Origin of the sequence: Kiloniella majae, from assembly GCF_002118315.1 — a bacterium.
GTDB classification, from domain to species: domain Bacteria; phylum Pseudomonadota; class Alphaproteobacteria; order Kiloniellales; family Kiloniellaceae; genus Kiloniella; species Kiloniella majae.
This window is the reverse complement of the sequence record NZ_MTSZ01000003.1, coordinates 339,146-363,780: the sequence shown is the minus strand read 5'-3', so window position 1 is coordinate 363,780 and position 24,635 is coordinate 339,146. Positions and strand designations below refer to the sequence as shown.

General features: G+C 46.1%; 22 protein-coding genes. 9 read left to right on the top strand and 13 right to left on the bottom strand.

Features of this window, described 5'->3' with window-relative positions; genetic code table 11:
- Positions 1 to 202 precede the first annotated feature (202 nt).
- Positions 203 to 3,688, top strand: coding sequence for an acyl-[ACP]--phospholipid O-acyltransferase (locus tag BKB51_RS11260; protein WP_198946709.1), 3,486 nt, complete (start codon positions 203 to 205; stop codon positions 3,686 to 3,688).
- A 72-nt stretch (positions 3,689 to 3,760) separates the two neighbouring features.
- On the opposite strand, the gene BKB51_RS11255 is transcribed toward BKB51_RS11260, so the two are convergent.
- Together BKB51_RS11255 and BKB51_RS11250 are read right to left on the bottom strand one after the other, a co-directional pair.
- Entirely contained in the window at positions 3,761 to 4,108 is a 348-nt protein-coding gene (locus BKB51_RS11255; protein ID WP_179187857.1) for a GapR family DNA-binding domain-containing protein, read from the bottom strand.
- 176 nt (positions 4,109 to 4,284) lie between these two features.
- Positions 4,285 to 4,584, bottom strand: coding sequence for a DUF1244 domain-containing protein (locus tag BKB51_RS11250; protein WP_085901183.1), 300 nt, complete (start codon positions 4,582 to 4,584; stop codon positions 4,285 to 4,287).
- A 150-nt stretch (positions 4,585 to 4,734) separates the two neighbouring features.
- Here BKB51_RS11250 and BKB51_RS11245 point away from each other — a divergent pair, with 150 nt between their 5' ends.
- On the top strand, positions 4,735 to 6,885 hold the full coding sequence (locus BKB51_RS11245; RefSeq protein ID WP_085901182.1) for a methyl-accepting chemotaxis protein: 2,151 nt from the start codon (positions 4,735 to 4,737) through the stop codon (positions 6,883 to 6,885).
- 67 nt (positions 6,886 to 6,952) lie between these two features.
- Here the strand turns inward: BKB51_RS11245 and BKB51_RS11240 are convergent, their stop codons facing one another.
- Positions 6,953 to 7,741 (bottom strand): N-formylglutamate amidohydrolase, encoded by a 789-nt coding sequence (locus BKB51_RS11240; RefSeq protein WP_085901181.1) that lies wholly within the window; start codon positions 7,739 to 7,741, stop codon positions 6,953 to 6,955.
- Between the two features lie 360 nt (positions 7,742 to 8,101).
- On the opposite strand from BKB51_RS11240, the gene BKB51_RS11235 reads away from it, so the two are divergent.
- A complete protein-coding gene (locus BKB51_RS11235) occupies positions 8,102 to 9,388 on the top strand; it encodes a glycerate kinase type-2 family protein (RefSeq protein WP_085901180.1) in 1,287 nt (428 codons plus the stop codon).
- A 40-nt stretch (positions 9,389 to 9,428) separates the two neighbouring features.
- Here the strand turns inward: BKB51_RS11235 and rarD are convergent, their stop codons facing one another.
- Positions 9,429 to 10,328: an EamA family transporter RarD gene (gene rarD, locus BKB51_RS11230; protein ID WP_085901179.1), complete on the bottom strand. Its 900-nt coding sequence runs from the start codon at positions 10,326 to 10,328 to the stop codon at positions 9,429 to 9,431.
- 266 nt (positions 10,329 to 10,594) lie between these two features.
- Here rarD and BKB51_RS11225 point away from each other — a divergent pair, with 266 nt between their 5' ends.
- The 4 genes from BKB51_RS11225 (at position 10,595) to BKB51_RS11210 (ending at position 13,221) form a co-directional block, all read left to right on the top strand.
- Complete coding sequence (locus tag BKB51_RS11225; protein ID WP_085901178.1) at positions 10,595 to 10,975, top strand: YciI family protein; 381 nt, start codon at positions 10,595 to 10,597, stop codon at positions 10,973 to 10,975.
- Positions 10,976 to 11,006: 31 nt separating this feature from the next.
- On the top strand, positions 11,007 to 12,236 hold the full coding sequence (locus BKB51_RS11220; RefSeq protein WP_085901177.1) for an RNA polymerase sigma factor: 1,230 nt from the start codon (positions 11,007 to 11,009) through the stop codon (positions 12,234 to 12,236).
- A gap of 85 nt (positions 12,237 to 12,321) precedes the next feature.
- Entirely contained in the window at positions 12,322 to 12,708 is a 387-nt protein-coding gene (locus BKB51_RS11215; RefSeq protein ID WP_085901176.1) for a VOC family protein, read from the top strand.
- Positions 12,709 to 12,792: 84 nt separating this feature from the next.
- Positions 12,793 to 13,221, top strand: a complete 429-nt coding sequence (locus tag BKB51_RS11210) for a hypothetical protein (RefSeq protein WP_085901175.1) — start codon at positions 12,793 to 12,795, stop codon at positions 13,219 to 13,221.
- 44 nt (positions 13,222 to 13,265) lie between these two features.
- On the opposite strand, the gene BKB51_RS11205 is transcribed toward BKB51_RS11210, so the two are convergent.
- Entirely contained in the window at positions 13,266 to 14,210 is a 945-nt protein-coding gene (locus BKB51_RS11205) for an alpha/beta fold hydrolase (protein ID WP_085901174.1), read from the bottom strand.
- Between the two features lie 138 nt (positions 14,211 to 14,348).
- Here BKB51_RS11205 and BKB51_RS11200 point away from each other — a divergent pair, with 138 nt between their 5' ends.
- A complete protein-coding gene (locus tag BKB51_RS11200; RefSeq protein WP_085901173.1) occupies positions 14,349 to 15,068 on the top strand; it encodes a helix-turn-helix transcriptional regulator in 720 nt (239 codons plus the stop codon).
- 120 nt (positions 15,069 to 15,188) lie between these two features.
- Entirely contained in the window at positions 15,189 to 16,010 is an 822-nt protein-coding gene (locus tag BKB51_RS11195) for a tetratricopeptide repeat protein (RefSeq protein WP_085901172.1), read from the top strand.
- Here the strand turns inward: BKB51_RS11195 and glcF are convergent.
- The 8 genes from glcF to BKB51_RS11155 all read right to left on the bottom strand — a co-directional run bounded on the left by glcF (position 15,990) and on the right by BKB51_RS11155 (position 24,345).
- Positions 15,990 to 17,303: a glycolate oxidase subunit GlcF gene (glcF, locus tag BKB51_RS11190; protein WP_085901171.1), complete on the bottom strand. Its 1,314-nt coding sequence runs from the start codon at positions 17,301 to 17,303 to the stop codon at positions 15,990 to 15,992. The genes BKB51_RS11195 and glcF overlap by 21 nt on opposite strands.
- Positions 17,304 to 17,312: 9 nt before the next feature.
- Entirely contained in the window at positions 17,313 to 18,518 is a 1,206-nt protein-coding gene (glcE, locus tag BKB51_RS11185) for a glycolate oxidase subunit GlcE (RefSeq protein WP_085901481.1), read from the bottom strand.
- An 81-nt stretch (positions 18,519 to 18,599) separates the two neighbouring features.
- The gene (locus BKB51_RS11180; RefSeq protein ID WP_085901170.1) at positions 18,600 to 20,087 is read right to left on the bottom strand and encodes an FAD-linked oxidase C-terminal domain-containing protein; all 1,488 of its coding nucleotides are present in this window, start codon (positions 20,085 to 20,087) and stop codon (positions 18,600 to 18,602) included.
- Between the two features lie 212 nt (positions 20,088 to 20,299).
- Positions 20,300 to 20,425, bottom strand: coding sequence for a type B 50S ribosomal protein L36 (gene ykgO / locus BKB51_RS11175; RefSeq protein WP_046503444.1), 126 nt, complete (start codon positions 20,423 to 20,425; stop codon positions 20,300 to 20,302).
- A 173-nt stretch (positions 20,426 to 20,598) separates the two neighbouring features.
- The gene (locus BKB51_RS11170) at positions 20,599 to 21,537 is read right to left on the bottom strand and encodes a class I SAM-dependent methyltransferase (RefSeq protein WP_085901169.1); all 939 of its coding nucleotides are present in this window, start codon (positions 21,535 to 21,537) and stop codon (positions 20,599 to 20,601) included.
- A gap of 206 nt (positions 21,538 to 21,743) precedes the next feature.
- A complete protein-coding gene (locus tag BKB51_RS11165; RefSeq protein WP_276327921.1) occupies positions 21,744 to 22,337 on the bottom strand; it encodes a TadE/TadG family type IV pilus assembly protein in 594 nt (197 codons plus the stop codon).
- Between the two features lie 20 nt (positions 22,338 to 22,357).
- On the bottom strand, positions 22,358 to 22,960 hold the full coding sequence (locus BKB51_RS11160; protein ID WP_085901167.1) for a TadE/TadG family type IV pilus assembly protein: 603 nt from the start codon (positions 22,958 to 22,960) through the stop codon (positions 22,358 to 22,360).
- Complete coding sequence (locus tag BKB51_RS11155; protein WP_085901166.1) at positions 22,960 to 24,345, bottom strand: vWA domain-containing protein; 1,386 nt, start codon at positions 24,343 to 24,345, stop codon at positions 22,960 to 22,962. Before BKB51_RS11155 ends, BKB51_RS11160 begins: the two co-directional genes overlap by 1 nt.
- Positions 24,346 to 24,635: the final 290 nt, after the last annotated feature.

Below are 24,635 nucleotides of genomic sequence, written 5' to 3'. Positions count from 1 at the left end.
ACTATTTTTATCTAAATTTGTAATTTATTCCTCATCACATCTCTTATTTTGGATAGCTGTCTTGACTTTGTTGTTATTGAACATATTGTGTAAGTGATCACTCACTTATTATATAAATTAATAAAATTACAAAGTTAGTTTATATCAACACAACAATTCGGCACTATACGGCAAAAGACGACAACGATGCGGAGTATCAAGGATGTCATCAGAAGATCAGATCAGGGAAGACAAAACGTTGGGAAACCAAGATCCTGAGAAACAAGCTGGTGGCGAAAACCTTTTGCACCTGTTACAGAGCAAACGCTTTCTACCTCTTTTCCTCACTCAGGCACTGGGGGCTTTAAACGACAATGTCTTTAAAAATGCCCTTGTCGCTTTGATCGTCTTTAAAATGATTCATCTATCCCCGGATGAAGCCAAGGCAATGGTTACACAGGCTGCGGGTATCTTTATTCTCCCCTTTTTCCTTTTCTCCGCTATCGCAGGTCAAATCGCGGATAAGTTTGAAAAGTCCCGTTTGATCCGCCTGACGAAATATCTTGAAATCATCATTATGGGGCTTGCCAGCTACGGTTTCCTTACGAACTCCCCAACCTACCTGATGGTCGTATTGTTCTTGATGGGAACACAATCAGCCTTCTTTGGCCCCCTTAAATACAGCATTCTTCCCGATCACATGCGAGATGAAGAGCTTATCGGTGCAAACGGGCTTGTTGAAGCAGGAACTTTCCTGTCCATCCTTATCGGTACAATCGTCGGCGGCATTATTATCCTCACTGATAATGGCTTGATGAGTATCTCTCTCCTCATCATAGCTCTGTCCCTTATCGGTCTTGCCACGAGTTATTTTATCCCCAGAGCCGAAGCGTCTGATCCTACGATAAAGATCAACCCGAACTTTCTGGCGGAAACTTATAATCTGGTCAAACACAGCGCGGGTAATCGACCTGTATTTCTCTCTATCCTCGGCATTTCCTGGTTCTGGCTTTTTGGTGCGACATTTATTGCCCAGTTCGCCCCATTCGCAAAAAATGTCATTGGCGGAAACGAATGGGTGAACGTTCTCTTTCTCACCATGTTTTCTGTTGGTATCGCCATCGGTTCGCTAATATGTAACAAGCTGCTCAAAGGCGAGATTACAGCGCGTTACGTTCCCTTTGGTGCTTTGGGGCTGTCACTTTTCACCTTTGATCTGTATCTCGCGTCTGACACCATAACACCCGTATCATCCTCCTTGATTGGCTTAGCAGAATATTTCCAGCGCCCTGAGCTTATTCGTGTTTTGATTGACCTGCTGCTTATCTCCATTAGCGGTGGCCTCTATATCGTGCCACTTTATGCCATCCTGCAACATGAAAGTAGCGACAGTCACCGGGCAAGGAATGTTGCCAGCAACAACATAGTCAATGCCCTGTTCATGGTTGTCTCTGCCATTGGGGCAATGGGTCTGTTCAAGCTTGGCTTTACCATTCCTGAAGTTTTCCTGACCATTGCTGTACTCAATCTGGTAGTGGCTTTGTATGTCTGCAAACTTTTGCCCGAAGTTCCGACAAAGCTATTCTTCAGACTATTACTGAAAATCTGCTTTCGCGTGGAAGTCAGAGGTGAAGAAAATCTGGACGATCTTGGCCCCAAGGCCGTTATCGTCATCAATCATGTTTCTTTCCTTGATGGTATTCTGCTCGCCGCCTTCCTGCCCGGTCGCCCCACCTTTGCGATAGACACCTATGTTGCCCAGCGTTGGTGGGTAAAACCTTTCCTTTCCGTCGTTGATTCCTACCCCATCGACCCGACCAATCCCATGGCAACCAAAACCATGATCAATGTGGTCAAATCCGGAAAACGTTGCGTAATCTTCCCCGAGGGACGGATTACCGTCACCGGGGGCATGATGAAGATATTCGAAGGCCCCGGCATGATTGCGGATCACGCAGATGCTCCTTTGCTGCCCGTTAATATCGAAGGCGCGCAATACACCCCCTTCTCGCGTCTCAAAGGTAAAATACGTCAGCGCTGGTTCCCCAAGGTTATTATCACCATTCATCCGCCAAAAAAACTTCGACTCAGTGAAGATATCAGGGGCAGAGAACGTCGTTCAGCCATAAGTGTCGGTCTCCATGATTTGATGAGTGAAACCGCTTTTAGCTCATGCCCGCCAGAAGGTGGCCTGTTCAAAAATCTGCTGGATGCCCGTGATATTCACGGCGGGGACGCCGCAGTTGTCGAAGACATTCAACGTGCGCCGCTTTCTTACGACAAGCTCATAACATCCAGTTTTGTTCTCGGCGACAAGTTTGCCAGCTTTACAAAACCGCAAGAAATTGTCGGCCTCTTACTCCCCAACTCTTCGGCAGCAGCGGTGTCATTCTTTGCCATACAGGCCATCGGGCGCGTGGGGGCCATGCTCAACTTTACCATGGGCGAAAAGAACCTGTTGTCTTGTTGTAAAACCGCAGAGATCAAAACCATCATCACATCCCGTAAGTTCATCGAACTCGGACGTCTGGACGAATTGGCTGATGCGCTAGGTCGTGAACACAAAATTATCTATCTCGAAGATCTCAAAGAAGAAATCTCTCTCGGGAACAAGCTTTGTGGTTGGGTGAAAAGCCAGTTTGCCAGAGCATTCCACAACAAATCAGCTCCAGAGAGTAACGATGCAGCTGTCGTACTGTTCACATCAGGATCAGAAGGTGTGCCAAAGGGTGTCATGCTCAGTCATAACAACCTGCTGTCCAACAGAAGTCAGCTTGCCGCCGTGGTGGATTTCAACTCGACAGACACCGTTTTCAATGCCTTGCCCATTTTCCACTCATTCGGCTTAACAGGTGGTCTTCTGCTGCCCATTCTCTCTGGTATTAAAACTTTCCTCTATCCGTCGCCGCTCCATTACCGCATCGTTCCCGCCCTTGTATATGACACCAATGCGACCATCGTCTTTGGCACGGATACCTTCCTGACAGGCTATGCCCGCGTCGCTCACCCTTACGACTTCTATTCGGTACGACACATCTTTGCCGGGGCGGAAAAGGTCAAGGACAGCACCCGAAAAACATGGTCAGAGAAGTTTGGCCTGCGCATTCTGGAAGGCTACGGCGCCACAGAGACTTCACCGGTTCTGTCCACCAACACACCATTGCAGTACAAAGCAGGCACCGTCGGGCGCTTCTTGCCCGGTATTGAAAGCAGGTTGGAACCTGTCCCCGGTATCCCCACAGGCGGACGTTTGTTTGTCAAAGGTCCCAATGTCATGAAAGGATACCTACGTGCCGAGGCCCCCGGGCAACTTCAACCACCAGAGGACGGCTGGTACGACACCGGGGACATTGTTGTTATGGATATTGATGGTTTTATCTCCATTCAGGGCCGCGCTAAACGCTTCGCCAAGATCGCGGGCGAGATGGTCTCTCTGACAGCGGCTGAAGATCTCGCCAGTAAAATCTGGCCCGGTTTTATGCACGCCGTCATCGCGCGCCCCGACCTCAAAAAAGGCGAACAGCTCATCCTCGCCACAGAATGCCCCGACGCCACCCGCGCCATCCTGTTAAAAGAAGCTCAGGACCAAGGTATCAGCGAACTGATGATCCCCCGCGAAATCGAAATTATGGATAAAATCCCCGTCCTCGGCACAGGCAAAACCGACTATCAGACACTTCAAAAGGAGCTGGCACCTGAAGAGGTTTAGAAAATCCCAACAGTCCATGAAGAAAAAGCCCGCCAAATTGGCGGGCTTTTTCTTCATGGATATGCTGAGGAACTACACCATGCCAAGAGCATGCTTATAGACGTCAATAAGCTCTTCCTGCTCCATGCGTTCTTGCTGTTCCAATTTGCGGAGAGAGACGATCTTGCGCATGATTTTGGTATCGAAGCCAAGCGCTTTAGATTCGGCATAGACTTCCTTGATGTCGTCGGCGATGCCTTTTTTCTCTTCTTCCAGGCGCTCAACGCGCTCGATAAAACCACGGAGACGGTCCGCCGTTACGCCAGCGATTTCACCTGGCACGGGCGCTGCGTTAGAGGAACTAGTTGTTTCTGTTGCCATATCATCTGTCTGGCTTTCGTCAGAAGTATTTTCTTCGTAGCCTGATTCGAAATCGCTCATGCCCGGGGCCCTTTTGTAAAATCACGTGTAATGAGTTGTCTCATAAATTGTCTGTGCGGAAATTAACGCCCTGCTTCTGCTTTGGCAATGCCCTGCATTAGGTAGCGAAACTTTTTTAGCAAGATGTCTCTCGCTTACCACAGTCTGCTTAATCGCTGGCTTAATTGACAGACAGGCTAATCGTGCGCGGGTTTGCTTTCTTCAAAGGCCGCTTTTTGTTCTGCCGTTGCTTCCAGCTGGTGCTTCGCTTTCCACTCGTCATAAGGCATACCATAGACAATCTCGCGCGCCTGACCATAATCCATGACTTCACCTTTTTCTTCAGCGGCGGCCAAATACCATTTAGACAAACAGTTCCGGCAAAATCCGGTAAGGTTCATCATATCAATATTCTGAACGTCCGTGCGCTCTTGCAAATGCGAAACAAGACGTCTAAACGCAGCGGCTTCCAGTTCCAGTTTGGTTTGTTCGTTCATGCTATTACTGCCCTCAGTTCTATATTCATTCTGTTACCTTAATCTACAAATCGAGCCCCGATACAGAACTAACAAAATTTATACCTTATTCTGTAATTAAACCTGATTACAAAGGCATTCAAGCTGAATGAAATAGATTAGGTAAAACCTATGCGAGTCTTCGATGCGCCAATCGCCTATAAACTGCCCTTGGTAATTGTTACCCTTGTCGTAATGGCCGCGATTACGGTTGGTCTAATACTTACAAATCTAGCACAATCCAGCTTGAAAGAAGCCGCTGAAGCAAAGCTCACAGCCCTTACCCAGTCTCGCAAAACAACGCTACAAACTTATCTTGAGACAATACAATCGGACATCCAAATTCAAGTGGACCACCCAACAACTCTGGAAGCACTCAATGCCTTTAATAAAGGCTGGTACGACATAGAAGGTAATCAACAACAAAAGCTGAAAAAGCTGTATATTCTCGATAATCCCTTCCCTACCGGGGAAAAAGAAAAACTAGACATTACGAATGATGGGTCTAGCTATAGCCATGCCCATGCACAATACCACCCCGTTTTCAAAAATTTCCTCAAGGCCAGGGGCTATTACGATATTTTTCTTTTCTCTCCCGAAGGTGATCTCATTTATTCTGTTTTTAAAGAAAATGACTTTGCAACAAACATTATAACAGGGCCATGGAAAGAAACAGACCTGGGTCGGGCATTTATTTCGGCAAAGAAAAACCCTCGTTCAGGTTTTCAATCTTTCTATGATTTTAAGCCCTATGCACCAAGTAATGGAGCAGCGGCTAGTTTTATATCAGCCCCCATATTGGATAAAAGCGGAACGCTTACAGGTGTGCTAGCATTTCAAATGCCAATCGGTAAGATCAACGACCAGATGCAAATCTCTGCAGGTATGGGCCAAAGCGGAGAAACTTATCTTGTTGGACCAGACTTTTTTATGCGCAGCGATTCACGATTTAGCCAAGAATCAACGCTTCTCAAAACCAAAGTAACAGGAAATAACGTTACCAAAGCCCTAAAAGGTGAAAGCGGTGTAGAGACAATTGTTGACTATAGGGGCGTGGAAGTAATCTCTGCCTATACACCGTTAAAGTTTATGGGAACCACATGGGCAATACTCGGCGAGGTCGATGTTGCAGAAGCCTATATTCCGATAAACAACATGTTGATGACAGCTTTGATTACCGTACTTATGGTTCTCGGCATAGGAGCAGCCATTGGCGTTTTTTATGCCCGGCGCTTGTCTGTTTCCTTGCAAAAAATGGCACACAGAATGAAAACCCTCGCCGACGGAAATTTGTCTGACAAAATCCCTTATAGTGACAAAAAAGACGAGATTGGTGAAATGGCTCAATCAGTTCTTGTGTTTAAAAACAATGCCATTGAAATGGAGAAACTTCGCAAAAAACAAGAAGAAACGAAGAAAAATATTGAGTTGCAAAAAAAGCAGGTAATGAAAGACCTTGCAAACGATTTTGAAGGCCGCGTGAAAGGCATTGTGACATCAGTATCGTCGTCATCCACGAGTCTGTTTTCAACATCAGAACAATTAATGTCAACAGCAGAAGAAGCTTCTCGCCAATCATCCTCGGCTTCCGCTGCCTCACAACAAACATCGGCTAATGTTCAAATGGTAGCAACTGCAACCGACCAGCTATTAGCATCTATAGCCGATATTACACGGCAAACAACTTATGCCGTAGAAATGTCCCATAAGGTTTCCGATCAGGCAGAGACCAGTACAGAGGTAGTGAACAGTCTTAATTCAGCGACGATTAAAGTGAATAGAATCGTCAACATTATTTCTGATATAGCCGAACAGACAAATCTTCTTGCACTCAATGCAACAATAGAAGCAGCCCGAGCCGGGGAAGCCGGAAAAGGTTTTGCTGTTGTCGCCAACGAGGTGAAGGGTTTAGCATCGCAAACAGCCTCGGCAACCGAAGAGATACTTTCCCAAGTTGATAATATTCAATCCTCAGTAAACGAAGCGGTCGAAACAATTAATACGGTGACAAATGGGATTGGTGAAATAGAAGCAGTAGTCACGTCAATCGCATCCGCAACTAATGAACAAGAGGCTGCCACCAACGAAATATCCAGAAACGTGAAAGAAGCTGCCCAGGGGACAGAGGCCGTCATGCAGAATACGATTACTGTGAAGCAGGCTTCACTTGAAACAGGACAAGCCTCGCACACCGTTCGAGATTCAGCATCTGTACTTGCAGAAGAATCTTCGCATCTTACTAAAGAAGTTGATGCGTTTCTTCAGGAGATCAGGGCGGCGTAACTGTACTTTGTCAAACACTGATAACTAAGGCGCTTAATTTTTTTCCATCTTGTTTATTTCTTGGCTCTTACAGGTAGCATTTTATTTCTTTAAGCGAGGGGCAATGCAATACCTCTTCAAAGGCATTGATCATATGTGTGATCCATTGATCGATTCCCGCCTGATCAGAAATTAAATCCTGACGAATTTCGATTAAGACATTCGGCAGTCCCCGTCGATCTGCATGCATTTCCATTGTATAGCCATGACCATCCCGCCCAGTGTAGGGGACATTATCTCCACAATTGAAACCTTGTCGTGTGAAAGTTTCAATCAGTGGCGTCGGAATACGAGGGTCCTGATTCCATAGTACACAAACAGGCCATGGACGTTCAACGCCAGCCATTTCATGGGTCATACTGTGCATGGAAACGACAATCGGCACCTGCCCCCGTTCAATCATCCTATCCAGTGTCGCTTGAATCGTATTGTGATAAGGCCAATAAAAGGCGTTAAGGCGGGCTTCTCGTTCTGCTTCGGGCATATCCTTATTTGCAGGGACATGGCATCCATCGCTCACCACAGGCATCAGGGCATCGTTATCCAGCTTACGGTTCGGATCGACCAGTAGGCGCGAAAAATTGCTAAAGATTGCACGAGATTTAAAATGATTGGCGACACCTTCGGTCACGCCTTTGATACCAATGTCATAGGCCACGTGCCGGGTTAAATGGTGATCTTCAACGCCAAGGTTTTTGCGGGATTTAGGAATAAAGGATGTCGCGTGATCGCACAAAAAAACAAAAGGGGTGTCAGCATCTTCATTAATGACGTTCACCGGGCTTGGTTCATCCGAAGCCAGAATTTGGATATCCATTATCTTCCTATTACTTTTACCTTAACACAGCCTTGAGCATGAGGCCTCAGCTCGGGGCTTTAACTTTGCACAGTATTTATTGACCACTACATTAGAGCGCAAGACTTCGGGCCTCTCTCAATATTGTATTGGCTTGGTGTGATTTCCAGAGGAGCTTTTGCCATGACGACTAAAAGTCATTTCATGTAACGCCCGACAAGCTATCTACCATCAAAGACAAAAACCGACCAGATTTTTCATCACAACGTCAAAGAAAGGCAGGAATAACAGTTATTCCTAAGGCTTCTCTTGACGAATGCCCCTGTTCATTTCCATAAAGGCATCTCTGGTTATGACACTTGATAAGCGAAGGCCCTGTAGATGAACGCGATATCCCCTCAAAAGTTCCTACGTGATCTCTTCCAGGCTGGTCTGGATGCCGCAGATCCCCGATTGGCTGTTCCTGATTATTTGCCAACCCCACCCAAGGGAAGAACCGTGGTAATTGGTGCCGGAAAGGCCGCAGCTGCCATGGCCAAAGCTGTCGAAGAAAATTGGGAAGGTCCGATCGAAGGCCTTGTCGTCACGCGTTATGACCATGATATGCCCCAGGGCGAAAAATGTACCCGCATCGAAGTTGTCGAAGCCGCACACCCCGTACCGGATGCCGCGGGGCGTGAAGCCGCAAAGCGGATCTATGAAATGGTTCAGGGCCTCAGTACTGATGACCTTGTTCTTTGCCTTATTTCCGGCGGTGGTTCATCTTTGTTGGCTCTGCCTGCTGATGGCCTGTCCCTTGAAGACAAACAGACGATCAACAAAGCTTTGTTGAAATCTGGTGCAAACATCATCGAAATGAACACGGTGCGTAAACACTTGTCAGCCATAAAAGGCGGACAACTTGCCGCCGCTGCGGCTCCCGCACAGATGGTCAGTCTTTTGATTTCTGACGTGCCCGGTGATGATCCCGATGTCATCGCATCCGGCCCAACTGTTCCAGACCCCAGCACTTTTGCAGATACCCGTGCTATTCTGGCCAAGTACGATATCACGCCGTCAGCCTCAGTCGCTACCCATCTGGAAAAAGCAGCAAACGAAACACCTAAACCAAACGATCCGGTTTTTGCCAACTGTTCGATGCACATGATTTCCCGCCCGCAGGATTCTCTTGACGCGGCCAAGCTTGTTGCTGAAAAGCATGGCTTTATGCCGGTAGTCCTCGGTGATTCAATCGAAGGGGAAGCACGTGAAGTCGCCAAGGTTATGGCCGCCATTGCAAGACAGGTCACCAACCACAACCAACCCGCACAGGCGCCTTGTGTTCTATTATCCGGTGGCGAGACAACCGTGACGGTCAAAGGAAATGGCCGTGGTGGCAGAAATGCAGAGTTCCTGCTCGCTCTTGCTGTTGAATTGGATGGTGTCGCTGATATCTATGCTCTCGCCTGTGATACCGATGGCATCGACGGCAGTGAAGACAATGCCGGTGCGATCTTGAGCCCTGACACGCTTGAACGTGCAGAAAAACTTGGTATCAGTGCCAAAGAACATCTTGCCAATAATGACGGTTATAGCTTTTTTGAAGCTCTTGACGACCTCATCATTACCGGACCGACACGGACAAACGTCAACGATTTCCGGGCCATCGTCGTTATGCCAAAGGGCTAATCATTACTTCGCAGCGTTATTGTTACATGAAACAGGTTGCCTAAAGCGCAACCTGTTTTTTTGCGCGCTTCATATCAACGAACGACTGTGCACTAAACAAGAAGACTGCGAACCAGATCAACCCAAAAGATATGGCATGCACATCTGTAAAGGCTTCTCCAAAAAGCAACGTTGCCAGCAACAGATTAACCGTAGGCCCTACGTATTGAATCATGCCAATTGTTGAATAGTTCAAGCGTCTGGCAGCCGCAGCAAAACAAACCAGCGGCACAGTTGTAACAACACCTGCCAACATCAACATCAGGCTGATCTCAAAACCACCAGTAATATAAACGACCTCGTTCTGAGCCCCAATCCAGATCAGATATCCTAGAGCGATGGGCGTAACCATTGCTGTTTCCGCAAAAAGCCCAACCTGCGCGCCCACAGGCAGTCTTTTTCGGATCAGTCCGTAAAACCCGAACGACATTGCCAAAACCAGTGAAATCCAGGGGAATTCTCCCCCGATATAGGTCAAATATCCCACGGCTACGGCGGCTAAGCCCACCGCAATTCCCTGTAGCAGCTTCAAACGCTCCCCAAGTATAACAACGCCAAGAAGCACGTTGACCAAAGGATTGATATAGTAACCCAGGCTTGCCTCGACCAAATGTCCATTAGAAATCGACCAGATGAATACCAGCCAATTCACCGCAACAAGTAGGGCACTCACTAGCAGCCAACCCCAGATCTTGGGCGAACTGAAAGTCTCTTTAATCTCTGACCATCTTTTTCTTGCTAACAGCAGGATCGTCAAAAGAACCAAAGACCAAATCACACGATGACTCAAGACTTCCATAGGCCCAGCCGCCTCGACCAACTTGAAATAAAGCGGCGTCAGCCCCCACCATAAAAATGCGGTCAGGGCGAGAAAAACGCCCTGAATAGTGTCACGTGTCATTTTGGAAATCCTTACCAGAGACGTTCAGACTACTCTGGGTAAGTTAACTTTGCCAGACAGATTATATCGCCAAGTCATTTATTTTATAAAATATGCTATAAAAAAATCACCAATATTCTCAAGTGCTTCGTTATTGATCGATCATACCCACACTTATAGCACTGGACACAGGCTCTGGTTATTTTACTCTTATTTATAACATCTTGTAGGTTCTACTCTTTCTCAAACGTCCTTTGCTTGATCACATTCAATTACGAGGAAAGATAATGCTCTATTCTTTTTTGATTTATTCTGCCGAAGGCATTCATGGCCGCCTGTCCCCTGAAGAGCAAAAACTCGCTTTCAAACGGCATCGCCTACTGCAAGAGGAACTAGATAAAAGAGGAAATTTTGCATCAGCGAGACTTATGCCCGTCAGCAATGCAGTCACCCTGAAATCCAAAGTAGATCAGGACCAAAAAACGCTGGTAACAGATGGCCCCTTTGCAGATACCAAAGAGCAATTCGTTGGTTTCTACGTCGCAGAGTTTTCAAATCTCGATGAAGCCATCAATATGGCGGATATGATCTCTACCCCCTATCACAGCATAGAAGTCAGGCCGGTTTCATGGTCGGGCGGAATGCTATCCAACCTGAAAGATGACTAGTCACGTGATCGATCCGACGGAATAATCTAACATGCCTCAACATCCCTGGCTTCAGGCCAGATTTGCAGATATCCGCCCCAAGGCCATCGCTGCACTGGTCAGTTATTTTCGGGATATTGATCTTGCCGAAGAAAGTTTTTCTCTCGCCTGTGTTAAAGCGCTGGATGTATGGCAAAAGCAAGGGTTACCCGATGATCCCTTTGCCTGGATTTTAACCGTAGGTCGCAATGCCGGGCGGGATATCATTCGCAAGAATAATACCCGTGACAATCACAAAGCGCTCCAAGCTCAAGAAAACACAAGCCACAATGCCTTCCACGATGCTCCCCAAGAAAATGAATTCCGCGACGATGTCCTACGCCTGCTTTTTATTTGTTGCCACCCAAAGCTGTCTATTCAAGATCAATCAGCACTCGCCTTGAAAATTGTCATCGGCTTATCCGTCGAAGAAATTGCCTGTGCATTTCTTGTAAAACCCAAAACGATGGAACAACGGATTACCCGGGCAAAAAAAACAATCGCAAACGATAACATTCCTTTTCAAAGTCCGGATTTGATCGAACGTGCAGAACGCCTTAAAACTGTATCCCTGATGCTTTACCTGCTTTTTAACGAAGGTTGGTCCGCAAGCTCTGGCGAAGTACAAATAAAGGTTCTTCTGTGTGAAGAAGCAATTTACCTCACCAGACTCCTTTTGAGCCTCTTCCCCTCTCAAACCGAGACAATGGGCTTGCTGGCTTTGATGTTGTTTCAACACGCCCGATACCCCGCTCGCACCGATAGCAACAAACTAATCCTTCTTGAGCACCAGAACAGGGACCTTTGGAACAGGTCCACGATTTCTGAAGCCCACGTCCTGTTAGAAAAAGCACTGAGGCACGGCACTCCAGGTCCATTCCAAATTCAAGCGGCAATCGCAGGTGTCCATTCAACCGCAAAAGCCTATGAGGCGACAGACTGGGAAGAAATCGAACGTCTTTATGCCCTACTCTATCAGTTTGAGCCCACTCCAATCGTTAAGCTAAATCATGCTGTCGCCATTGCCAAAACCAAAGGCTCAATAGAAGCGCTCAAAATACTCGACGGTATAGAGGGAGAACTGCAAAGTTATCGCTGGTTTCATTCAACTCGTGCTGCTTTTCTGTTCGAAACCGGACAAAGGGACAAGGCTAAAACAGCTTATCAAAGGGCTTTGACATTAACACCAACAGAACCGGAACAGGCAATTCTTCGGGAAAAAATTCTCGAATGTGAAAAATAATTACTCGCTTTGTCGGTATTCACCTCTGTCACTCGTCCTTGATTTATCTGCATCAGGCAGAAAGCATAAATCAAAGGATGAAACTATGTCACAAACAACAATGACAACACCCGGTGCAGCCGGATGGATTGGCTATTCAGGCCCCAACAAAGATGAAGCTGTAAAGTTTTACCGCGATGTTATGGAATGGACCTTAACTGATCTGCCCATGAAAGACGGATCAAGTGTTCCCGGTATTCTTGTAGAAGATGAACTGATTGGCGGCTTTTCACCAGAACCTGCCGATGAAGGAGTATGGACAATTTACATCACTGTAAAAGACGTTGATGGTGCCACGAATAAAGCTCGCGCTGCCGGGGCAAAAATCCTCAGTGAACCAACTGATGTGCCCGGCGTTGGTCGTATTGCGATAATCAATGATCCCCATGGTGCCCGTATTGCTATGATCACTTACGAAAGCATGCAGAAATAGGCCGCATTACATCACCTCATTAACAAAGCTGCGAACACAAGTGTTGGCAGCTTTCACTCTCATACTGTCTCTAAGGATTTTAAGATGAAACACTTTCTATCCCTGCTTGCCTTTGTGATCATCACCTTCGCAACTCAAGGCACATCACATATGCTGATCAACATCGATCACTATGAAGCTTTGGGTTTCCTGCGGCCTGAACCTATTTTTCTGCTGGGTTTTATTGCCATGCTTATCCAAGGGACGATCATGACCGGGTGTCTCCACCTTTTGGCCCCCGAGGGTGCAACGATCAGATTGGGACTGATTGTTTCCCTCGGTTTTGGCCTATTCCTCTCGTCCTATATAAGCTTTGCTTCGCCCGCAAAATATGACGTCCCCTCAATCTGGGAATGGGTCGCCGTCGAGCTGTCTGTTAGTGCCATCCAGTTCATCTTTTTTGGCCTAGCCCTTGGCTTCATTCACTCACTTTTCAAAGCTAAAGCGAGATCAGAACTTAAGCAGGCACTTTGAACTTCGTGAGTCCTTTTGCAGAAGGTGAGCTATGCCATACGGTGCTAGCTGGCCTCCTGCTGTTTCAACCATTTTAGAATTGCCCGATTGGTTTCTTCCGGCTTTTCCTGCTGGATCCAATGTCCGCAATCCAGATTGATCACGTCAACATTTGGCACGAAATCTGATAGCTTTTCAGACTTCGCGATCATATCCCGATCACCATATATCATGAGTGCAGGTTGCTGAATGACAGGGTTCGCCTTCGCCAATAAGTGCCAGTTGCGGTCCAGGTTCCTGTACCAGTTGAGACTCCCCGTAAACCCTGATGTCTCAAAGGCAGAGACAAAAACAGCAAGATCGCTGTCACTCATAACTGGCTCACCAAGGGGCGCTTTAGCTTTAGCCAAGTTGATCATCATCATACCCGGTTGAGGTGGGGCTGGAGGTACATTTTTGCGAAATATATTACGAAGAAACTGGAATGTGTTTTTATCCAACTCGGTGTCCGCAACGCCCGGCTGTCGGTTAAAGTGAACAAAATAGAAATCATCGCCAAAGATCTCTTCCATGAATTCGATCCAGGGTTTCTCTCCACGCTCCTGATAAGGCAAAGACAGGTTTATGATTTTTTTCACCCGGTCTGGATACAACAAAGTCAGTCCCCAAACGACCATGGCACCCCAGTCATGACCGACAAAGGTGGCGTCTTCATACCCATAATGATCAAGGAGTGCAACGAGGTCACCGGACAGATGTTCAATGTCATAGTCTGTTACTTCGCTTGGGCAGGATGAATTGCCATAACCACGCTGGTTTGGGACGATGACATGGTAACCAGCTGCGGCAAGCGCGGGCATCTGATAACGCCAGGAAAAGGCGTGTTCTGGCCAACCATGACAAAAGACAATTGGGTTTCCGGCATTCTCTTGACCAGCTTCAAAAACTTCCAACTCCACACCATTAACGGTAACAAAGGTGGGCTTTGGAAAATCGGTAGGGATAGACATAGTATTTCCTTTTAGCTTTTACCTCAGAGACTTAGGGAGATGAATTGCACTCTCAAAATCCCTTTGTTGACATGTACTGCCATTGACTAAAAGAAAATGGTGACAAATACTGGCACTATTTATTGGTAACTTCACGAAATGAATATACGCCTTCGACATGACACCATCGTCCGAAGTCTTCGCCGCAATGGCACATCAACAATCGCCGAGTTAGCAGAAGAAGTTGGTGCCTCAAGACGTACGATCTTGCGTGACATTAACGCACTGCGCGACGAAGGATTTGTCATTCATTCCGAACCTGGTCGCGGGGGTGGCTTGCAACTTGACCCACAATCGGTTCAAACCACAACGAGGCTCTCAGTTGCCGAGATCTTTGCACTTCTTATCAGCGTTGCCTCAATGCGTGCCGCCGGAAACTTACCCTTCTCCGCTCTGGCTAATGCCGGGCTTGCTAAAATAGAAAAGGCCCTGCCATCAGACAAAGTACGTGACTTGCGCCGATTTTTGGATTGTCTGTACGTCGGAAAGCTGTCACCGCAGGTCGATATCTCAGATATGAAAGCTATCGAGCCTACGCTGTTGCCAGCATTCGAAACGGCCTTTCTTCAACAGAGGCATCTGAGTTTCCGATACCACGACGCTAAAGGGGTCGGAACAACCCGAATTGTTGAGCCACAAGCTATGTTGATATTACCACCACTATGGTATTTGGTGGCCTGGGATCCCGAGCGCGACGCTTTTCGTCATTTTAGAATGGACCGCATCAGCAAGCCGAAATACCTGCAAGATACAAGCTTTCGACGGCGGCATGTCCCCTTCGAAGATCACGTCTCCCCAGTTCGCGATTTATCTCGGTGATTTTCACTACACTACAGAGAAACAAAATTGTGGAAGTGATATCGTTTTAGTTGTGTTCATTGTTTGATGCATTATAAATCATCGATATGACTGACAATGCATAGATAAACAGGAGTTGTCATGGAGAAAATTTCATTAAAAAGTGTCTTTTTAGCTTTGTTTGTTGTTCTAAGCTTTACAGGAGTAGCCCAAGCTACAAAGAAAAAAGATGAAGAAACTTTTTTACGTCACAAACAAGGGTGTGCCGATGGGTATATTGAGGGCTGTGGTACCCTTGGATATATGTATGAGAAAGGCATAGGAACAGAACAAGACTTCACAAAAGCTATCAAGTTTTACACACAGGCTTGTGAAGGGAATCTTCTCAAAGCGTGTAATAATCTTGGCACCATCTATGAAGCAACTAATACCCTCAATCATGATATAAAAAAAGCACTTACGTATTATGCTAAGGCATGTGACAAAGGAATAATGTTGAGCTGCTTTAACATAGCTACTATTTATCACGAAGGTACAAGTTTACCACAAAGCCTAATAAAAGCTGCTGTTTTATACGATCATTCTTGTCGAAACGGCTTTGCTCAAAGCTGTTACAACCTTGCTCCTATGTATCTTAATAGTGAGGGAGTAAAGAAAGATACAGCAAAAGCAATAAAGCTATATAAACAAGCTTGTAAAGCAGGAGTGATTGACGGCTGCTCAAGCCTAGGGGTTTTGTATCTAAAGGGCATAGGTATGAAAAAAGATCATCAAAAAGCATCTACATTATTCAAAACATCATGCGAGAAGGGCCTTGCTCTAGGTTGTACCAATTTAGGTCTCATGTATCATAAAGGTACTGGTGTTGAGAAAAATTACAAAAAAGCAGCAATACTCTTCAAACAAGCATGTAAAGGTGGGGATACAAAAGCCTGTAACCATCTAGAAACCCTTAACCAATAAAACCTCCGGCTTGGGGCCGCCTGTGGCCCAATCGAGAAGTTCAACGTTATGAACAACGGGAATATCTGTTCCTGAAGATATCTGGCACTGGCACCCGATGTTTCCTGTCGCAATGATATCCGGTGTGAGTGTTTCAATGTTTTTAACCTTGCGATCCCGGAGTTTCTCGGCCAGTTCCGGCTGCATAATGTTATAGGTTCCGGCTGAACCGCAGCACAGGTGTCCTTCGGGTACATCGCGCACGACAAAACCCGCGCCGGTTAAGAGCTCTTTTGGTTGCTTGGTAATTTTCTGACCATGCTGGATAGAACAGGGGGCGTGGTAGGCAACTATCTTTGCCGGTTGATCGTCCTCTTCCTCTACCAGCGCCAAAGGTTCAAGTTCTGCAAGGTATTCTGTGATATCTTTTGCAAGCTCAGAGATCTTTGCCGCACGTTCCGCCCAATCAGAATCATTTCGGAGCATAAAGCCATAGTCTTTGATAGTCGTCCCGCACCCGGACGCGTTAGTAATAATGGCATCCAGTCCTTCACCTTCGATTTCAGTCACCCAGCCTCGAATAGCAGCTTTCATCTGCTGCTCCGCCATTGTCTCTTTGCCCATATGGTGAACAAGAGACCCGCAACAACCCACGCCCTTGGCAACAACAACTTCGATACCATGTCGAGTTAAAAGTCTGACCGTTGCTTCGTTTATCGAAGGGGCAAGAACAGTCTGTGCACAACCGGATAGCAACGCCACACGCCCTTTTCTCTCCCCAACAGCTTTGAATGTCTGAGGCTGATCGACAACACTTGCCGCAGGTAAGTCTTTGGGGGCGAGGTTAATCAGTGCCTTTATGCGCCCCGAGACAAAATTCTTCACAAGCGGCTTTGTCAAAGAGGCAATGTTCAGTGCGCCCCGAAACCAGAAGGGCCGAGGAATAAGATAAGTCAGAAGGTTACGGAGTAATCTTTCAAACAAAGGGCGCTTATAGGTGTGTTCAACATGATTTCGGGCATGATCCACCAGATGCATATAATTCACCCCTGACGGACAGGTCGTCATACAGGATAGGCAGGATAAACAGCGGTCCAGATGTTTTGTTACCTCTGCTGTTGCCGCTACCCCGTCTTCCAGCATACCTTTGATCAAATAAATCCGCCCGCGCGGACTATCCAACTCATCGCCCAACAAGACATAAGTGGGGCAGGTTGCCGTGCAAAACCCGCAGTGCACACATTTGCGCAATATGCTCTCTGCTTCTTCGATATTAGGGTCCGCCAACTGTGCGAGAGAAAAGTTGGTTTGCATTTGTCTCTCCTACAGATCTGCGTATAAGCGGCCGGGGTTCAGAATAGCTTTGGGGTCAAAGTTATCCTTTATGCGCTTCATCAGGGCGTGTTCTCCTGACTCAAGAGGATGTTGTGGGCTTTTAGCGTCTTCAACATCTTTAGCCGATCTCACTAAAGTCGCATGACCGCCTATACTCTTTAGTTTATCCCTAAGCACAGAAGCATTATGATCTCCGATCAGAGACAACCAGAGAAGTCCTCCTGCCCAGTCATAGTAATGCTGAGCCTGCCCCTCTAACTTCAGACTATCAACAAAAGTACTTCCTTGCGCAGGCGGTAGCGAGACCCGCCAAATAGATCTTTCCCCAGATACTGACAAAATTTCTGCATCACAAACTTTTTGCCACAAAGAACGGCTTTGCTGACCCGCAATCAAACTTCCCGTGCCAAAATCTGCCAAAAGCGATGCCAGCTTGTCTGCTCTATAAGCGATTGACGGACCATGACCTTCTAGTCTTAACACGGTCATGGCTCTCTCTTCAGCTTCCTGAGTAAGCTTATCGGAAACTATTTGCGGTATATGTGCCGCCGAAGAAACTTCACATGAAGAATTCAAGGCAACTGACATTGCCCTGTTTGCCTCTCCATCTGAAAGCCCATAGAGGATATAACTTTTTTCTTCCGGCGGGGCAGGCAATACCTTGATGGTAATATCACTCATCACAGCAAGGGTCCCATAAGATCCCGCCATGAGCTTCATAAGATCATAGCCCGTCACATTTTTGACCACTCGCCCGCCAGACTTGAATGTTTCCCCCCGACCAGAAACTCCAGAAAAACCAAGAAAATGATCTCTGGCAGCACCAGCCTTTAACCGACGCGGCCCCGATAGATTACACGCAATCATCCCACCAAGGGTTCCTGCATCTGCTTCTCCCTTGAAAAGAGCACCATAGTCCATAGGCTCAAAAGCCATATACTGGTTGTGTTTGGCAAGCTCATCCTGAATCTCATTGAGTGATGTCCCTGCCCGCGCCGACAACACAAGCTCTTCAGGTTCATATAATGTGATACCGGTCAAAGCGGACAGATCTAGTTTATGACTGGCCTTCACTGGACGTCCAAGCCTCTGCTTACTCCCAGAGCCAATTATTTCCATGCTCTCTTCTTCGGATAAAGCCCACTTAATCGCTTCTTCCAACTGACCTGCGTTCTCGGGTTTGATATGACTCATAAAAAATTCTCGTGACATTTTTTATTATTCTTTTTTAATCTTCTTAATTTTTACTTTTGAGCAGATAGTTCCAAAACTACTCTAGAAGCGGGGGATATCAGGAAAAGGTAACTTCCCTTTATGGATATGCATGCGCCCCAACTCGGCACATCGATGCAGCTCTGGAAAAACCTTCCCCGGATTTAAAAGCGCCTTACTATCAAAAGCACACTTTACCCGAAGCTGCTGGTTCAAATCGATCTCATTAAACATTTCAGGCATAAGATCACGCTTTTCAACACCTACGCCGTGCTCCCCGGTCAGAACACCCCCGACCTCAACACAGAGCTTCAAGATATCAGACCCAAAATCCTCAGCCTTTTCCAACTCTCCCGGATTATTAGCGTCGTACATGATCAAGGGATGTAGATTACCATCCCCTGCATGGAAGACATTGGCCACTCTCAGATCATAATGCTCGCTCATCTCTCGCATGCGTTTGAGAACGAGGGGAAGTTTGTTACGCGGGATTGTGCCATCCATACAGTAATAATCCGGTGTCAGACGACCGACTGCCGGAAAAGCAGCTTTACGACCCGCCCAAAAAAGCTGTCGCTCTTCTTCATCCTGACTAATACGACTGGTAATAGCTCCGCATTTCTTGGAAATCTCTGACACCTGATCAATAAGATAATCTACTTCGGCTTGGGGACCGTCCAATTCAACAATCAGAAGCGCCTCTACATCCAAGGGGTAACCTGCTTTCACAAAAGCTTCCGCAGCTTCAATAGCAGGCTTATCCATCATCTCCATACCGCCGGGAATAATACCATCGGATATGATAGCAGCAACACAGTCACCCGCACTCTCAGAACTTGAGAACCCCAGCAAGAGTGCTCTTGCTGTTTCTGGCTGCGGCAAAATACGAACTGTTACTTCTGTTACAACCCCGAGAAGCCCTTCCGAGCCGGTCATTAGCCCCAACAAATCATAACCGGGACTATCAAGGTGCTTACCACCAAACCTTAAAACAGTCCCGTCAATCAGAACCATTTCAATCCCCAGAAGATTGTTGGTGGTCAGGCCGTATTTGAGGCAATGAACGCCACCTGCATTTTCAGCGACATTGCCCCCGATAGAACAGGCAATCTGGCTGGAAGGGTCCGGGGCATAATAAAACCCTCTTCCCTCTACGGCTTTTGTAATACCGAGGTTTGTGACGCCGGGCTGAACAACAGCACAACGGTTATCATAATCCACATCGACAATCTGATTAAACTTGCCCATGCACAACAAGATCGCATCCGCCAAGGGTAAAGCCCCACCAGATAAAGATGTTCCCGATCCCCGCGGTACAACTTTAATTCCTTCGGCATGGCAGTAAGTTAAAACTTGGCTCACCTGTTCTACGGTCTGTGGTAAAATAGCCATGAGCGGAGGTTGTCGATACGCCGTAAGGCCATCTGATTCGTATACCTGCAATTCCCGATCGCTTAAAATCACGCCTTCGCCAGGAACAATACTCCTTAAGGCTTCCGCAATCTCATCTCTTCTAGCCATAATCGACTGATCAGGATCAGGCATCTTCATCAGGTTTCTCCCAGATTTCTTATTCTGCCCATAGCCTCGCCTAACTTCGCGAGAAGAACAAGTCTGGAGATAAAGAGTTTCTGTCATAGTATTTGAGACAGATAGGCATATTTAAGATTTATCGACCAAAAAAAGAAAAAACCGCTCTCTCTAACGAGAGGCGGTTTTTTTCTAAACTTCATTCTGACCACAAGCGGCCAGACTGAACAAGATTAGCCCTGACGCGCTTTAAAGCGAGGGTTCTTCTTGTTGATGACATAAACCCGGCCGCGACGACGAACAACACGGCAGTTCTTATCGCGCAGCTTGGCAGTCTTCAGAGAGTTTACAACTTTCATGGTCCTACCTTTGGCAAAAAATGTGCCCGCTGATCGGGCTGTCGAGAAGCCCGGACAATATGTAAGGACCTCTTAGATGTCAACCGCCTGATCAAGCAGTGTGAAAACTGAGCGCTTCTATACGCAACTTTTCAGATAAACAAAAGAGAAAAGAGACTCTTTTTTCGGATTCTTTACCAATCAGACAGCATTTGGGTCTGAGATTGTCTGATAGCAAGGAATCGATAGAGCCTGATCGTGCCGGATTCAAGGGCATGCGTGCGACGCGCCCATAATTCCATCTCACTGACGAGAACCTCTTCCATCTTCCTGTCAGCACCATTTTCTTTCATTTGGCTCAGATAATCGGCCCAGCCTCTTTTGACCATCTCGAGATAACGATCAGTCATATCTTCAAAAATTCGACTTTGAACATTGCCGGCTGTGAAACCTTTTTCATATTGAAGCTTTGTCCAGATTTGAAGATCGCCGCCTTCACTTTCTTTCCAGGATTTCAAAATTTCTTCATCAGGTTCATCATCGACAATGAAATCAGTAAAAAGAAATTGCCCACCATCTTTCAAAGCACGGCAGGTATCTTTGAAAAACTGCTCCTTGTTCTGAATTGTGTAGAGAGATTCTTTCGAGAAGATACAATCAAATGATTTTGGCTTGAATTCAAATTTTTCTGGATCAAAAGCCAGAACAGGTGCTTTTTTGGCCATCCCTGCCATGGTCGAGATTTCCATCCCGGCCTCAACCATTTCGTGCTCGCGTTCCATACAGGTCACCCAAACACCAAACTTATCTGACATCGTCCGGCCCACGCCCCCAAGGCCAGCACCGATATCCAATACATTTTTCGAAGGGTCCAAGCCAAAAGGCTTAATCAACTCTTCAATATATTCTTCATCACCAGGACTGGCGTTTCCTTCCCCCCAAACATCCTGAATAAGTTGTATTCGAAGATTTTCCCACTCATGACTATCGGCCCGAACGTCATGCTCTTTCACGGCAGGCATGGGTGGGGCTTTTGGTACTATGCGTAATTCATAGCCGAACCACCAAGCCTTCAACCGATCCAATATCGATATCTGGCCCTTTAGTACTTGTGTATTGGCTGATTTGGCCATCTAAGCAGTGCTCCTCATGCCCAGAAGGCTACCGTACCGATATGCAAACCACAAACGCGAACAAACTCATCTCCTACACTAACCACTGATATAGTGGTGCCCCCCCAGGCATTTATAGCTTCATTCACTTAAAATATAATAACTTTTGTTATAATAACATTATTACATCGAATATTTATAGAAATATTAATAACAACATTTCGCTATCAGGGGCAACCATCCGTTTGTCCCGGATCACGTTGAATTGATATCAAGGCTGATATCCGCGGACTGTGGATCGCCGCGCGCGAAATCTGCCCACTATCGACAATACTGTCAAATAGCAAAGGCTTATAATCATAGTACACTTCTGCGATAATAATATTATCCAATGGGTCCACGTCCAACCCATTCGGAACAGTCGCAACTGCACCCGTTAAACCGACTGTTCCAGTGACAGCTAGATTTCCAGCTCCGCATTGTTTCCAATTAACAACGGGAGGGTCTTCGCCTGTACCACTAACAGAAGAAACAATAATAATTCCATTCGCATCCATATCAAAAGGATGAATTATATAATCTGCAGCATTAAAAAGGACATCCATCTCAGTTGCAGACATACTTCTGGACTGAGTTACGAGATCACTAATTTCTGCTGTTAAACGAAGTATTTTATGATGTATCCAGATATACCTACTCATCTCAATGGCACCCGCAAGTATAATGAGAAGAATTGGCATTATCAAAGCGAGTTCAACTAGGGCAACGCCTTGATCACATGAGGAAAATTTTCTTATAAAACGCTTTGAAGCATGACACATTTTCACAAAAAAGAACGCCATTAACATGAAGCCCCGCCACCATACGGCTCATTCCTAACAGCAACACTTGCGCGTAATTTCACCTTGCCGTCACTTCCCACTAAATGGGCAATATACCCTGTAATCAATTGAGTATCATGCTCAACCGTATAAAGGACAACTTCTGACCCATTGCCGGCACCGTTAAAACCAGAGTCTGAATCCCAAGCACCATTACAATTCAAGTCAGTGAAGGCTTCACCCGCATCGTAAGAATTATTTCCGTCCGCATCGACATAAGGTTCCGGGTCACCAATCGAGTCAAAATCTTTATATACAAGTGTTGATAATTCACTCGCTTTCACCTGTACAAAACCAGCCCCATGAGTGTTGATGGTTTCTAATATTTTTTCTTCTTTGGTCACACCTGGCTCTAAATCCCCAGTAACACCATAGCGCGCGGCTTCTCGTAAGCCGCCTTCTAATAAAATCGACGCAAAATACACACCACCTAAATCAAAAATCCCCAAAACCATCGTCAAAAAAATCGGCAATCCCATAGCATATTCCAAGGCCACCACACCACGCTCACATTTAGCAAGCTTTCGATTTCTGATTTTCTTGATTAAGGCAGACAAAAACATTACTTAGAAACCCTCAACTCAGACAGTTCAGTGCCAATTTTTTCGAATGCTTTTTCCAACTCTTCTGCGCTGCTAGCTTTGAAATAGAACGGCGCAGTTGTAGCACTCGCGACACTCTTCATCAAATCAGTCTCGACATGATACTCAACCACATAGATATCAACTCCTGTTGCCTTGATTTGCGTCGCAACCGCCGATAAACGAGCATTCATTTCAGAAACATTCAAATCTCCTTTATATGCATCACGATAGGAACTCGTATTCAAACCGTCTGTCATAATAACAATCGCTCGACGGAGATTACTTTTATCACTAGCTTGATTGTAAGGCTCCCCTGGCATTAAGGCGCGCCAAGCCCAAACTAACCCTTGGGCAATTGTAGTTGTACCTGTAGGATTCGAAAGCTCGTTAATTGCATCAGTTGCATGGTTTTTTGTGCCAGAAAGTTTTGTAATTCCCCATTCAGGGCACCGTACGGTATAAAGAGATCCATTACTTGGGTTAACAACCCTGCGAGGCATTGGCTCCCAAGATTCCCAGACAGTACCTCCCACATCAGCATCATACAAAAGATGATCTGCGTCATCATCAGTACTATTATCAGTATAACGCGCATAAGCGCAGCCAACCCAATCACTGTCAGGCTCAGTCGTAAAAGGTACTGGCGAATTATTCGTATACCAATAACCATCAACAAAAGAGTTTAAATCAGAATCATAAACCACTCCACGCTCAGCGACGTTCACAGCCGCAGACCAAGGCACTAATCCTACCTGTAAATTTTCACTCTCAGTTTCATTCCCAAATAACTTATTAACTAGGATTGTAGATGCCTCTTTGGCAGAGCTAAGACGAGTTCCTGTCCCGTCCGATGCCCCCATAGAGCCTGTTGTATCAATTGAAACAACCACATCAAGGGGTGTAATAAGTCTCGTAACTTCAGCACTAGCAGCAACAGACATAGTCTCTCGCCCAAGAACACTCATCAATGTAGTATCAAGAATTGCCGATGCTGAAACAGTAACCGTAGTTCCATTATTACCAACAACAGGCGTCTCCAGACTGATATCAACACCCATAAAGTCACTTGGGAAATTAGCATCAAAATATTTGGTAAATTCAGCCTGTAATTTAACCACATCATCCGCATAAGGTGCAGCAGCCAAAGCTGAAGCGTCCAAGGCTTGACTCAATCTTGCCTTAACAACGTATCCTCGACCAATATCAACACCCAAACCAACCATGCCAATAAGAGGAATAACAACCATGCCAAAATTGATAAAAATGGACCCTCTATCACAAGCGCAAAACGACCGCACCGCCTGATCGATGCAGGTCTTAAGATCAACAAATCTTGTTGCTATCACTGAAAAAGGTTTTATCACTAGCTCGCCCTACTAATTTGAGCACCAATCGCTATTCAATGCATCACGTTTGATGCTGTGGCTTGATTCACACATACATAACTAGCTCACCATGCACTTTTACCAAGCGAGCAATTAAAAAAAGATTAACGCTAACCTATTAAAACAAAACGATAATTTAGGTAAAATTTGAGATTTATTTTCAAACGAAAATAAACCTAACAATAACAACCCGATACCTCACAGAATTCCCTCCCTCAAAAGAATAAACTTGAGCCCAAGATATTTTCGTTTCAAAATGAGCAAACCCA

Excerpts from the sequence above, each read along its gene's own strand:
- BKB51_RS11260 (WP_198946709.1), top strand. The coding sequence starts at position 203 with ATGTCATCAGAAGATCAGATCAGGGAAGACAAAACGTTGGGAAACCAA.
- BKB51_RS11255 (WP_179187857.1), bottom strand. The coding sequence starts at position 4,108 with ATGAGCGATTTCGAATCAGGCTACGAAGAAAATACTTCTGACGAAAGC.
- BKB51_RS11250 (WP_085901183.1), bottom strand. The coding sequence starts at position 4,584 with ATGAACGAACAAACCAAACTGGAACTGGAAGCCGCTGCGTTTAGACGT.
- BKB51_RS11245 (WP_085901182.1), top strand. The coding sequence starts at position 4,735 with ATGCGAGTCTTCGATGCGCCAATCGCCTATAAACTGCCCTTGGTAATT.
- BKB51_RS11240 (WP_085901181.1), bottom strand. The coding sequence starts at position 7,741 with ATGGATATCCAAATTCTGGCTTCGGATGAACCAAGCCCGGTGAACGTC.
- BKB51_RS11235 (WP_085901180.1), top strand. The coding sequence starts at position 8,102 with ATGAACGCGATATCCCCTCAAAAGTTCCTACGTGATCTCTTCCAGGCT.
- rarD (WP_085901179.1), bottom strand. The coding sequence starts at position 10,328 with ATGACACGTGACACTATTCAGGGCGTTTTTCTCGCCCTGACCGCATTT.
- BKB51_RS11225 (WP_085901178.1), top strand. The coding sequence starts at position 10,595 with ATGCTCTATTCTTTTTTGATTTATTCTGCCGAAGGCATTCATGGCCGC.
- BKB51_RS11220 (WP_085901177.1), top strand. The coding sequence starts at position 11,007 with ATGCCTCAACATCCCTGGCTTCAGGCCAGATTTGCAGATATCCGCCCC.
- BKB51_RS11215 (WP_085901176.1), top strand. The coding sequence starts at position 12,322 with ATGTCACAAACAACAATGACAACACCCGGTGCAGCCGGATGGATTGGC.
- BKB51_RS11210 (WP_085901175.1), top strand. The coding sequence starts at position 12,793 with ATGAAACACTTTCTATCCCTGCTTGCCTTTGTGATCATCACCTTCGCA.
- BKB51_RS11205 (WP_085901174.1), bottom strand. The coding sequence starts at position 14,210 with ATGTCTATCCCTACCGATTTTCCAAAGCCCACCTTTGTTACCGTTAAT.
- BKB51_RS11200 (WP_085901173.1), top strand. The coding sequence starts at position 14,349 with ATGAATATACGCCTTCGACATGACACCATCGTCCGAAGTCTTCGCCGC.
- BKB51_RS11195 (WP_085901172.1), top strand. The coding sequence starts at position 15,189 with ATGGAGAAAATTTCATTAAAAAGTGTCTTTTTAGCTTTGTTTGTTGTT.
- glcF (WP_085901171.1), bottom strand. The coding sequence starts at position 17,303 with ATGCAAACCAACTTTTCTCTCGCACAGTTGGCGGACCCTAATATCGAA.
- glcE (WP_085901481.1), bottom strand. The coding sequence starts at position 18,518 with ATGAGTCATATCAAACCCGAGAACGCAGGTCAGTTGGAAGAAGCGATT.
- BKB51_RS11180 (WP_085901170.1), bottom strand. The coding sequence starts at position 20,087 with ATGAAGATGCCTGATCCTGATCAGTCGATTATGGCTAGAAGAGATGAG.
- ykgO (WP_046503444.1), bottom strand. The coding sequence starts at position 20,425 with ATGAAAGTTGTAAACTCTCTGAAGACTGCCAAGCTGCGCGATAAGAAC.
- BKB51_RS11170 (WP_085901169.1), bottom strand. The coding sequence starts at position 21,537 with ATGGCCAAATCAGCCAATACACAAGTACTAAAGGGCCAGATATCGATA.
- BKB51_RS11165 (WP_276327921.1), bottom strand. The coding sequence starts at position 22,337 with ATGTGTCATGCTTCAAAGCGTTTTATAAGAAAATTTTCCTCATGTGAT.
- BKB51_RS11160 (WP_085901167.1), bottom strand. The coding sequence starts at position 22,960 with ATGTTTTTGTCTGCCTTAATCAAGAAAATCAGAAATCGAAAGCTTGCT.